General features: G+C 52.8%; 6 protein-coding genes and 1 tRNA gene. 5 read left to right on the top strand and 2 right to left on the bottom strand.

What is annotated here, in order from left to right:
• Nucleotides 1–272 precede the first annotated feature (272 nt).
• From AC5S16_RS17555 to AC5S16_RS17570, 4 genes are all read left to right on the top strand, one after another.
• A complete protein-coding gene (locus tag AC5S16_RS17555) occupies nt 273–3,749 on the top strand; it encodes a TonB-dependent receptor (protein ID WP_493931403.1) in 3,477 nt (1,158 codons plus the stop codon).
• A gap of 60 nt (nt 3,750–3,809) precedes the next feature.
• Nucleotides 3,810–5,831 carry a right-handed parallel beta-helix repeat-containing protein gene (locus AC5S16_RS17560; protein WP_493931404.1) on the top strand — a complete coding sequence of 674 codons (2,022 nt, stop codon included), beginning with the start codon at nt 3,810–3,812 and terminating at the stop codon, nt 5,829–5,831.
• Nucleotides 5,832–5,958: 127 nt separating this feature from the next.
• The gene (locus tag AC5S16_RS17565; RefSeq protein ID WP_493931405.1) at nt 5,959–8,682 is read left to right on the top strand and encodes a bifunctional YncE family protein/alkaline phosphatase family protein; all 2,724 of its coding nucleotides are present in this window, start codon (nt 5,959–5,961) and stop codon (nt 8,680–8,682) included.
• Nucleotides 8,683–9,179: 497 nt separating this feature from the next.
• On the top strand, nt 9,180–10,778 hold the full coding sequence (locus AC5S16_RS17570; protein ID WP_493931406.1) for an outer membrane protein assembly factor BamB family protein: 1,599 nt from the start codon (nt 9,180–9,182) through the stop codon (nt 10,776–10,778).
• 270 nt (nt 10,779–11,048) lie between these two features.
• Here AC5S16_RS17570 and AC5S16_RS17575 read toward each other — a convergent pair.
• A tRNA-Leu gene (locus tag AC5S16_RS17575) sits at nt 11,049–11,135 on the bottom strand.
• A 142-nt stretch (nt 11,136–11,277) separates the two neighbouring features.
• Here AC5S16_RS17575 and AC5S16_RS17580 point away from each other — a divergent pair.
• Entirely contained in the window at nt 11,278–11,526 is a 249-nt protein-coding gene (locus AC5S16_RS17580; RefSeq protein ID WP_493931407.1) for a hypothetical protein, read from the top strand.
• Nucleotides 11,527–11,559: 33 nt separating this feature from the next.
• Here the strand turns inward: AC5S16_RS17580 and AC5S16_RS17585 are convergent, their stop codons facing one another.
• Nucleotides 11,560–11,988, bottom strand: coding sequence for an OsmC family protein (locus tag AC5S16_RS17585; protein WP_493931408.1), 429 nt, complete (start codon nt 11,986–11,988; stop codon nt 11,560–11,562).
• Nucleotides 11,989–12,035 lie beyond the last annotated feature (47 nt).

A 12,035-nucleotide genomic window follows, 5' to 3' on the forward strand; every position in this document is an offset into this window, starting at 1 on the left:
TGAATTAAAGCTTTCCCGGTAAGCGGTACAGTCCCAGCTTTTGTACCTTGACAGCGCATTTCTGAGTGATCGAATATTTTGTTCGATTCATGGTAACGATTCCATTAAATATCCCAGATGATCGGGTTTGTTCACGATCACGTTGTCAGTCAGGTTGTGGGATTTCATGATGACAATCGTGAATTTCCAGCAGGTGCCATTCTGCCTAGGAGAATAAATTGCAGAACTGCGTAGCATATACACAAGTCCGGTTACAGGACCGGTGCAGGAAGATGTCATGGGCCATTCTGACGCTTCTGTTCTTTGCCGCTCTGACAGTTGCTGAAGCCCAGCGCATCACAGCCTCATTGGAAGGCGTGGTCAAAGATAGCAACGGCACGGTGATTGCCAATGCATCAATCACTGTTACAAATACTGGAACGAATGTAATCACTCATGCACAAACTACCGATGACGGCGCCTTTGTTGTTAATAATCTGCCGCCCGGCCCATATAGTGTTGCCGTAACCGCCGCTGGTTTTCGGCAGCTTGTTCGTTCCGGACTTGTTCTGAGTGTGGATCAGACTGCCCATCTGGACGATCTTATTCTGCAAGTTGGTGCAACCAATGAGACCGTCGAGGTAAGTTCAGCAGAACCTCTTCTTGAAACTCAGACGTCAGATGTTGGTCAGGTGATCGGCAATAAGAGTATTGAAAATCTGCCCTTGAACCAGCGCAATCCGCTTGCGCTCATTTTGCTCGTTCCAGGTGTCAGTGGAACTGTCAATTCCACTTTCACTGGACTTCAGTTCAACGTGAATGGCAGCCACTCCGGAACGGCAGATGTCTTGTTGGACGGCATACCCTCAGCGCCTCCCACAGATGACTTCAACGCGCTAACTATCTTTCCATCGGTCGATGCCACGCAGGAGTTCAAGGTACAGACCGCCAACTTTTCCGCGCAGTTTGGCAATACGGGCGGCGGTATCATCAACATCATCTATAAGTCAGGAACGAACGACATACACGGCAGTGTTTATGACTTCCTGCGTAACTCCTATCTGGATGCCAACGACTTCTTTTCGAACCGCTCTGGCGCCAAGCTGCCGAGCTTCAAGCGTAATCAATTCGGGTTCAGTCTTGGAGGACCGGTCTACATTCCCAAGCTCTACAATGGTCGCGATAAGACATTCTTTTTTGTCGACTATGAGGGCCTGCGGCAGGATACTGCAACCCAACTGCTGACGACTGTGCCTACAATTGCCGAACGCGGAGGAGATTTTTCGCAGGATGTTACAAGCACAGGCCAGCCCATTACCATTTACGATCCCTTGAGCACTCAGGCCACCGTGACTCCGTCCGGCACCAGTTATACTCGCACGGCATTCCCCAATAATTTCATCGATCCTTCGCGCTTTGATAAGGTCGCCGCCAATATACTTCCATATTTTCCGCTCCCCAACATTCCGGGAACAAATGGGCATAACAATTACTTCGCTAATGCTTCCGCTCCGTACACGATCAATCAGTATGACATCAAGGTCGACGAGGTTCTCTCACAGCGGCAGCGAATAAATTTTCGCTTCTCCCACCGGAACCCCACCACTGGTTACGCGCCTCTGTTGCCTCGTAGTATTGAAATTGCTCAGAACGCCAACAGCAATGGGCAGCCCGCTATTGGGGCTGGCCTCGACTACACCTTCGCCAAGGACCCCACGTATATCTTCGAGCTCCGTGCGGGTGTCAGCCATGTCTATTTCAATACGACAACTCCAGGCGATGGTTTCGATCCGACAAAGCTGGGCTTTCCCGGCTACCTTGCCCAGACCGCACTTGCTACTTCATCCGGAGCTCTCACTTTTCCGGGCATCGCGCCCGCAGGTTATCTCGGCATCGGCGCCGGTACTCAGCTCAGCAAGGGCTCTGCGGGCTATCTTGCCGATACTTTCCTGATCAATAACACCAAGGTGCTCACCCATCACACTTTGAATTTCGGCGGCGAGTTTCGCATCCTCGCCAATAACGACAATCAGCTTGGTCGTGCGACTGGCGCTTTCAGCTTTGGCGCCAACTTTACTCAGGGCCCGAATGCACTGACAGCATCCAGTACTGCGGGTGACGGCTTTGCCTCCTACCTCTTGGGTCTTGGCTCCGGCACAGTCACGCATTATTTCAAGATTGTCGACACCACCAGTCATTACGCAGGGCTCTATATCCAGGACGACTGGAGTCTGACCGATAAACTTACTCTCAACCTGGGACTGCGTTACGACTTGTTTCTGCCAAGAACAGAACGGCACGATCGCGCTACTTATCTTGACCTCAATGTTCCCTCACCGCTGGCTGAGGTTACAGGTATAGCTGGACTCAAAGGCGGTCTCGAATATCCGGGAGTCAATGGCAATCCACGTACTGTCAACGATACCGTCTATGACAACTTTGCGCCGCGTTTCGGCTTTGCATATCATGTCAGCCGCCCGCTTGTAATTCGTGGCGCTTTTGGTATCTTCTTCACCAACAACCCGAATCAGGCCGCATCCACCCTTGCAAATACCGGCTTCCGAACGGACAGCAGCTACCTGGGTACGGTTGATGGAGCTACGCCTAACAACTATTTATCCGATCCCTTTCCCGACAGTTCGTTTGTTCCGGTAACAGGGAGCTCCCTGGGATTACTGACCAGTACAGGCGGTAGTGTCTCCACTACCATACGGCACCAGCCTTCTCCCTATACAGAGAACTTCAACTTTGGTGTTGAATATCAATTGCCATCTAATTGGATGGTTGGCGTCTCCTATGTCGGCAATCATGGAGTACAGCTCCCGAGTTATCCCACCTATAACCAACTGCCGGATTCCTATCTGGCGCTTGGCGGACAGTTACTGAATCAGGTGTCGAACCCGTTTTACGGTCATGTGCAGGTGTCCGGAGCTCTCTCCGGCAAGACTGTGCAACAGCGTTACCTGCTATCGCCCTATCCACAATTCACCTCGCTCTCGGGCTACCTGGTGGCCGGTGCAATTTCGCATTATGACTCTATGCAGGTGCGGCTGGAAAAACGCTTCAGCAATAATGCGACGCTGCTGCTTTCTTACACCGGAGCGAAATCCATGGATGACACTTCCTTCGGTAACAACAGCAACTTCGGGACTAACGGAACTTATCAGGATGCGAGCATTCCACTCTTTCAGGACTCCTACGCTCTATCTACGTTCGATGTGTCACGCAATCTCGTTGTCAGCGGTGTGTACAGTCTCCCATTCGGGCGAGGCCAGCGATTCGGCGCTCACTGGAATTCCTTTGTTGATGCTCTGCTCGGGGGATATCAGATCAATGGTATTTTCAGTGCGCACACTGGGACACCGCTTGCCTTCTCAGCCAGCAACGTTGCCAATATTCTGAACCCTGGGGAACGCCCCAATTGGAATGGGAAGGACCCGCGTAAAAGCGGACGCATCGAAGACAAGCTCAATGCTTATTTCGTCAGGGAGAATTTCTCGCAGCCGGCAACCTATACATTTGGCAATATGAGCCGTACTCATGGATATCTTCGCGGGCCTGGCCTGCGCAATTTAGATTTCTCCATCTTTAAGCAGTTTCCCGTTTGGGAAAACCTCAAGGCTGAGCTTCGAGGAGAAGCCTTCAATGCCTTCAATACTCCACAGTTTGCTAATCCGGATACTGGGGTCACCGACGGCACCTTCGGCGTGATTTCATCCCAGATAAATTCACCCCGCCAGATACAGGTAGCCGTCAAGTTGCTGTTCTAGCTGTGATGGAAACAGTTATCGTAGCTTGCGATGAAGGCTCCCCATTGAAATGGAGAAAGTATGGATCGACGCACGTTTTTGCAGGTATCGGGGTTGACCACGGCAGCAGCTATTGCAGCCGGCCCCGGCCCGCTCCTTGCGCAAACTGGTAAACCGGCCAAACACATTACTGCAAAGACTTCGCCCTTTACGCACCCAGGTATTCTTCAAACGCATGCCCAGATGCAGACAATGAAGCAGATGATCCAGTCGGGTCAGGAGCCGGTTGCCTCTGCGTGGAAGCGTCTGATGGACCTGCCTGCCTCTTCACTTGACTTTGATCCGAAGCCGGCAGCGCATGTTTTCCGTAGCGCCAATGGCATGAGCCGCTCCGGTGCTGACGAATTCAGTGCCAGTGGTCAGGCTGCTCACAGTCATGCTCTGCAATGGATTGTTACCGGTGATCCTAAACATGCCGAAAAGGCTATTCAAATCCTCGATGCCTGGTCAGCCACGCTCTGGGATTTCAGCGGTAACGATGCGAAACTGCTCGCCGGCTGGGCCGGAGGATACTTTTGCGAGGCCGCCGAAATTCTTCGCGCGACTTACCCGAATTGGAAGCAGGAGAGCCGCACGCAGTTTCGACGCATGCTTACTCGCGTGCTCATCCCTTTGCTGTCGCCTTTCTTTCCGGAGGCAAATGGCAACTGGGACGGCGCCATTATGTTTACGACGCTGGCCATGGCCATCCATCTCGACGACCTCTCGCTTTTCAATCGGACTGTCCAGCACTTCCTCTATGGGCCAACGAACTCCGGAATACTGAAGTATGTATGGCCTAGCGGACAATGCGAGGAAAGCTGTCGGGATCAGGGCCATGTGCAATTAGGACTGGGATACTTTTCCTATGCCGCTCTCGTTGCATGGAATCAGGAGATCGACCTCTTTGGCGCAGGAGATAATCGTCTCGCTCTGGGATTCGAGTACACGAGCAAGTACATGCTCGGGCAGGATGTACCTTATTTCGGCGTGATCTCGCCGCGGGCACGAGGCCATTTCGCTGATTTCTACGAAGCCACCTATCAACATTATCGATTCGACAAAAAGATGGAGATGCCATACACGGCCCAGGCTGCCGAAAAAGCGCGTAGCGGAAACCAGGCGCTCTCTGCCGTCTGGCTCTTTCGCGGAGGTGCTGACGCCGGCAGCCTGGCGCCTGCTCCAAAGCCCTCGCCACAGGCTGCTGATGCTGGAGCGCATGATAAAGACCCGCAGGCGCAGTCGTCATGGCGCCGTGTCGAACCCGGTGAAGCGCTTCAGACGGTTATCGATTCTATGACAGCGGGTGGAACGATTGTTCTTGCGCCCGGCATCCATACACTCAGTGCTCCGCTGAAGCTTCGCAGTCATCTGACGATTGTTGGATATGGGCGACAGTCCATGGTTCACCTTGCGCCAGGAGCAGGCGAATATGCCTTGATGCAAGGCCAGCCCAGGCTCGAAAACATTACTTTGCGCAATTTCCTTATCGAGGGAGCTCCCTCAACAGATTGGCCCCAGGATCCAAACCAGCCGAGACGCGACCGGAGTACTCAGATGGCTGCCTCGCGGGGCGGCATTTTGCTCAATGGCGATGCTGAAGGAGACATTCGCAACATCGTTCTCGATCACATCACCGTTCGTAATTGTGTCAGCAACGGCATTGCCATTTCTGGCGCTACAAAGCTCACTATCTCCGGCTGCGATGTTACAGACAGTGGGGGCAACAATGCGCCTGGTCATGGATTGAACCACAATCTGCTGTTGAATCACGTGGCGGATTGCACGGTCAGCGATTGCCGGCTGGTCTTTTCTCTCGGGGGATGTGGCGTCAGTGTCCAGAACTCATCGCGTGTCTTTGTTGCCGGTTGTGATCTCTCTCGTAACTGCGGCCATGGCGCAGAGTTTTTGAATTGCGCTGAGGTCAGCCTGAAGGAGAGCCTGCTCGAGGCCAACGATGCAGGCGCGTACCTGGCCACGATGGATGGCCAGCGGTCTCCACTCGCGATATCCGGCCTGACAGAACGGTTGAACGGTTCTCCGGACCAGTCTTCCTGTGGCTGAACCCATGCTCTTCGTTTTCGGTCTATGCAGGCTTTCAGTGCTGCTGCTTACCACTGAATTTCGGGCAGTAATATCTGTATAACCAAAAGAATCTTCTCAGCAGCTATCTTCAAGTTGTTGAGGTCTTATGCAAAACATTTTTGTGTGTAAGCATTTGCATGCTGCTATTTGGCGGGTTTTCGCAGGCGCGGCTGTTCTGGCGCTGTTGTTTGCAGGCAGAGAATCACAGGCTCAAGCAGGCAAGGACACAAACTGGCATGCAGGTGGCGGCCAGCAACAGGCGCCGGCCTCTGATCTGGAGACTCCGGTACGGCAAGTACCCGATCCCGGGACGATCACTACAAGGCAGGCTATAAGTCCGGCTGGCGTTCAGAGTGTTTTTGAGAGCCGCGTGTATGGAATTGCTTTCGGAGCTTCCTCTCAGGAATTGTATGCAGCGACCGGAGGAGTCCTTTATAAGCTCGACTGGCAATCGAACAAAGTACTTGAGAAGCTGGAAACCAGCACGCCCGGACTACAGGGATTAACCTATGATCCGTCCTCTCAGTCAGCGTTCATGACAGTGATCCGTCCGGACAAGAATGTAGCGCTGATTCCTCGATGGAATGGAGGCGTTCAGCCATCGGCGATTGCTCTCGGGCAGAATGAAATTGCAGAAGTCGCAGTATCGCCTGCCAATGCGCCAGGCACTCGCTATGGAGTTGTCGCGTTGACCTTCAATGACCAGGCGGCGATTCTCGATCTCAACTCAGGCACTGTCCTCTCGAAGGTGAGGACGGGGATCGCTCCGTTCGGTGTGGTGCTCGATGCAAAGAACGCTACAGCATATGTAAGCAACTGGGGAGGAAGGTTTCCACGCTCAGGGGATCTGACAGGAAAGATGGGCCCAAAACCTGATGCGGACATGATGGTTGTCGATGCGCGCGGCATTGCGGCTTCAGGGACAGTTTCCCGGATTGATCTGAAGACAGGAGCGGTGACGGCTGAGATTGAGGTTGGGCTTCACCCGACATCGCTCGCACTGGATGATACGCGACACCTTCTATATGTCACCAATAGCAACTCTGACACAGTCTCTGTCATTGACACGCAGAAGAATGCTGTCGTGGATACCGTCTCCGTTGAGCCTTTTGTGCATGATGTGGCTGGTGTCACACCTGAAGCGCTTGCGCTATCTAAAGATGGAGAGCATCTATATGTAGCCTGCGCCGGAATCAATGCAGTCGCCGTATTTGGGTTGAAGGGGCGCCATATGAGGATGGAGGGCCTGATCCCGACCGGTTGGTATCCTGACTCAATTCAGCTTAGTCCCGATGGAAAATACCTCGCTGTAGGCACACTTCTTGGAGTAGGGTCGGGATGGAAACGCGCGCCATCGCGCCGATGCCTCACGCCTTCGCAAAGCTGCAGGTATGTTCACAGCAATCGAGGAACAATTCATGTCATTCCTGTTCCAGACGCATCGGAGCTTCAGAGATATTCCGTTGCTGTTGCAGAGAATAGCCGTCTGCAACTCAAGGGCGCTACGGAGCCGGCCGGACAAACTTCAGCAGCGAACCAGGAAATGCCGGTGCCGCTGCGCGCCGGAGATCCATCGCCGATCAAGCACATTATCTATGTCATCAAGGAAAACCGCAGCTACGATCAGTTTTTTGGCTCTCTTGGAAAGGGCAATGGCGATCCATCTTTAGAGCAATATGCGGATGACGTCATTCCGAATCATCGAAAGCTGGCGAAAGACTTTGTGCTTCTCGACAATTTCTTCGCTACAGGCGGCAATAGCGGCGACGGTCACCAGTGGGTCACTCAGGCCAACGAGACAGACTACAACTACCTGCCCGGATATGGCGGACGCAGTTATGCCGAAGATGGCGATCCCATGGATGGAGCGCGCGGAGGTTTTATATGGAATGCGGCCATCGCCGCAGGGAAATCGTTTATTGATTTCGGCGAATATACGGGGGATGATGCGAGAGAATTTCCGATCCAGACGAAAGAGCGGAAAGATTTCCTGGAGCGCTTTAAGAACGATGCGGAGTTCAGTCCAGGCATCCCCAACAAGGCGCCGATGGATTCTTTGAATCCGTACCTGGTAAAGGACTACCCGCTCTGGTCGTTGAGTGTGCCTGATGTCATCCGCGCGCGGATTTTCGCGAGATACCTGAAGCAATGGGAAACTCAAAACGATATGCCAGATCTGGTGATGGTGCAGTTGCCTGCGGACCATACAGCCGGGACAAGACCGGGATTCTCAACTCCCAGGGCCTGCACAGCCGATAACGATTACGCATTGGGAATGATTGTTGATGAGGTGTCACACTCGAAATTCTGGGGATCGACGCTGCTTCTGGTCGTAGAAGATGACGCGCAGGATGGGGTAGATCACGTCGATGGGCATCGTACAGTTGCATTGGCAATCAGCCCTTACATCAAACGCGGGTCCATCGATTCGACCTTCTACTCGCAGCCAAGCATGCTCAAAACGATCGAACTGATTCTTGGATTAAAGAATATGTCTCTCTTCGATCTGATCGCGAACGATATGAGAAACAGCTTCCAGTCCAGGCCCGACCTTACACCTTATACGGCACAGGTGCCTAAACAATCCCTCTACGAGGTCAATCCTCCGCTGCAGTCACTTTCAGGACAGGCACGAAAAGACGCAGAAGCATCGCTGCAAATGAACTTCAGTATTCCAGATGCCGCTCCAACAGAAAAACTGAACAGGATCCTGTGGCGCGATGCCCGGGGATGGAATGTACCTTATCCAAAGGCAAAACAGGCCGTATTTGCACCTTATTCAAATGATCTTGATGACAATGAAAAAGAAGCGGCGAATGAACATAGATGAAGCCGGGGAGCATACTGATTGCAGTCTTCCGTTCGATTCCTCAAGGCTGAGAGACCTGCTTCTGAAAATGTAATGACACTCCAATGACATTCCGATGACAAGCTGATTCGGCTCTCTTCATATTCTGGTCGCGGTCCAAGTCGGTTAATCACCGCAAACAGAAATCCGACTCGATCATGGAGGAGCTATGCCACGTTTCGATGCTCATCGGCATTGTCATCCATCCTTTCCAGCCATCACTATCTCACCGGCCCGCTTCGGCCAACCCATCCCCACTCTCTGCACACACTCGTTTCACCATGCCTGCGGAAAAAGGAACTCATCTTCAACCGCCTGACCATTGCGGTAATGCAGTTTCACAACAGCAGCTTTTTCTATAAGCACCGCATTTAGCAAGTCGAATAACCCTTGGAGTCTACGTCGTTGCTCGCTCCGCTTGTGTAAGCCGAAGGGAGTGCACCAATAGAACCGCAAGTGAATTCAAGGAGATCATTTCGATGTCAACAGAGAATCATCGCTGGTCTGTGTGGACCGCTGTCTTCTTTGTAGCGCTCTTTTCCGTTCCGGCGCTACATGCGCAGTACAATGCAGATGAACATCAGTCCGGGCAGTGGCAAAGAGCCGGACAGGATCTGAACGACACCCGAAGCCAACCTGAAGAACACGCCATCAGTCCCGCCAACGTTCGTCACCTCAGTCCCCAATGGACCTTCACGACTGGCGGCGATGTTTCCGCCACTCCCACCGTAGAGGGAGATGCAGTTTACTTCCCGGACTGGGGTGGGAATCTGTTTGCAGTAAATAAGAACAACGGCCATCTCATCTGGTCACGCAAAATCTCCGACTACGATGGCGTCGAGGGAGCGATCTCTCGCGTCAGCCCAGCAGTGGATAAAGATGAATTAATTATTGGCGACATTCTCAATTCCAAGCAGGCCCATGCCGGTGCAAACGTAATTGCTGTCGATCGGTCTACGGGAGCGCTCCGGTGGATTACCAGCGTGGATAGTCATCCGGCAGCCATTATTACGGGTTCTCCGGTTGTCTTCGATGGCATTGTTTACATTGGAGTCTCTTCGAATGAGGAGGGCCTGGCAGCCAATCCGTCCTATGTATGTTGCAGCTTTCGCGGTAGCGTTGTAGCGCTCGATGTAAAAACCGGCTCGATTCTTTGGAAGACCTTCGTCGTTCCTGATAACGGCGGGCGCACGGATGGATATAGCGGGAATGCAGTGTGGCAATCTCCTGCAATCGATCCGAAGCGTGGTTTGCTTTACATTGGCACAGGCAATAACTATACAGCGCCACAAAGTGTGGAAGACTGTCAGAACAGCACTCACTCACCACGCTGCGTGGCGCCCGATGATTATTTTGATTCCGCGCTTGCATTACATTTAAAGACCGGAAAAATTAAATGGGCGAGGAGATTGCAGGGGATCGATACCTGGACCGTAGCTTGTATTACTGCTTCAGGAACACCAGATCCTAACTGCCCTGTACCCAGCAGCCCGGATTTCGACCTGGGTGGATCGGGTCCCAATCTGGTTGGCAATATCGTCGGGTTTGGCCAGAAGAGTGGTATCTATTGGGGGCTGAATCCTGATAACGGCGATATTATTTGGTGCACACCGGTTGGCCCGGGAAGCTCACTGGGAGGAATTGAGTGGGGCACTGCAACTGATGGCAAGCGCATCTATGTGGCTATCGCAGACAAAGATCAGCTTCCTTATACGCTTAAGCCTTCTAAACAGCAGATCACCTGGGGATCCTGGAGCGCTCTTGATGTCGCCACGGGCAAGATTCTTTGGCAGACTGCGGATCCTACCTCCGGAACCATAGACACTGGTTCGGTCAGTGTCGCAAATGATGTTATGTACGCAGGCTCTTATTCGGGGCAGATGTATGCTCTGGATGCGAGAACCGGAAATATCCTCTGGAACTTCGCGAGCGGGGGCTCTGTGATCGATGGGCCGTCCATCGTGGATGGCACTCTTTACTGGGGATCGGGTTATAAAAACATATCGCCGGGGATTGGCAATAATAAGGTATATGCCTTCTCCCTGACAAAGGATCGAAACAGCAACTCGAACCACTAACATAAGGACTTCGTGAGCCAGGGCAAAGGCCAATTTTTCTGTATCGCCTAACTCACAGCCCAATCATCCGAAAAGGCTCCTAACTTCACAACATCCCTGCTGCCATTGCATGGTGGCAGGGATGTTGTGGCATGCTGAAGCACGATGCTACTGAATGTGTTCATTTCTTATTTGCCCTTGGCAATGATTCCAGTCATACGTTGCCATCAATAACAGCAGCGAGCGGCTTGCTTTACCGTTCTTCTGATAGCAAGAGGCTTGGGATCACTTTGGTGCCGAAGAAGGGACTCGAACCCCCACACCCTTGCGGGTACATGGACCTGAACCATGCGCGTCTGCCAATTCCGCCACTTCGGCAAAGGTAGAACTCCAGCGCGAGCGGCTGGAGGAGCAGTAACTTCTAGAGTACGGAGTCACGGGGGTTGTGTCAAACTGCGTTCGTAAGCCGGATACAACCATCTGGCGCGGCCCGGTATCATCCCTTTAAGGACGCATTTAAATGACGGAGACAAAGAATCTGCCGCCAATTCCAGACGAACACGCGCAGCGCCTTCGCCAGCTTCTGCATGACTTGAGCAATGCGATTGAAATTATCCTGCAGACAAACTACCTGCTGAGCACGATGGAGCTCAACGACACTGCGCGGCAATGGCAACAGATGCTTGATCAGGGAGTGAAGCAGGCAGCGGACCTGAACCGGGAGCTGCGCGAGTATATCCGTACACAAAGCGAAAACGCCGCGAAATAGCGGCGTTTTCATCATCTTTGTTTCTTCCGAGTTTCAGACCAGCTTGGCGTCGAGCGTGATCTCTGCATTCCCTTTGAAGAGGCGCGATACCGGGCATCCGGCTTTGGCATTCTGCGTGGCGGTGTCGAAAGCTTCCTGGGTTGCTCCGGGAACCTTGGCATTCGTGGTGAGATGGATCGCCGTAATGGTGAATCCGGCATCGGTCTTCTCGAGTTTCACCTTGGCGGTAGTCTCAAGCGATTCCGGAGTGAGGTTTGCCTGGCCAAGCTGCGCGCTCAGGGCCATGGTGAAGCATCCCGCGTGGGCCGCGGCAATCAACTCTTCCGGATTGGTGCCAATGCCATTCTCGAAACGCGTGCTGAAGGAGTACTGTGTTTCCTTCAAAACTCCGCTCTGTGATGAGATGCTGCCCTTGCCCTCTTTCAGGCTGCCTTTCCAAACTGCGCTTGCTGTACGCTCCATAACTACTCCTTTGTTAGCGTTGGTTGAGGATTCAGCTTCTTTATTTA

This window comes from Acidobacterium sp. FHG110202_01, from assembly GCF_059115305.1.

Bases quoted from the DNA above. Each gene is read 5' to 3' on its own strand.
- AC5S16_RS17580 (WP_493931407.1), top strand. From the start codon at position 11,278: ATGACGGAGACAAAGAATCTGCCGCCAATTCCAGACGAACACGCGCAG.
- AC5S16_RS17560 (WP_493931404.1), top strand. From the start codon at position 3,810: ATGGATCGACGCACGTTTTTGCAGGTATCGGGGTTGACCACGGCAGCA.
- AC5S16_RS17555 (WP_493931403.1), top strand. From the start codon at position 273: ATGTCATGGGCCATTCTGACGCTTCTGTTCTTTGCCGCTCTGACAGTT.
- AC5S16_RS17565 (WP_493931405.1), top strand. From the start codon at position 5,959: ATGCAAAACATTTTTGTGTGTAAGCATTTGCATGCTGCTATTTGGCGG.
- AC5S16_RS17570 (WP_493931406.1), top strand. From the start codon at position 9,180: ATGTCAACAGAGAATCATCGCTGGTCTGTGTGGACCGCTGTCTTCTTT.
- AC5S16_RS17585 (WP_493931408.1), bottom strand. From the start codon at position 11,988: ATGGAGCGTACAGCAAGCGCAGTTTGGAAAGGCAGCCTGAAAGAGGGC.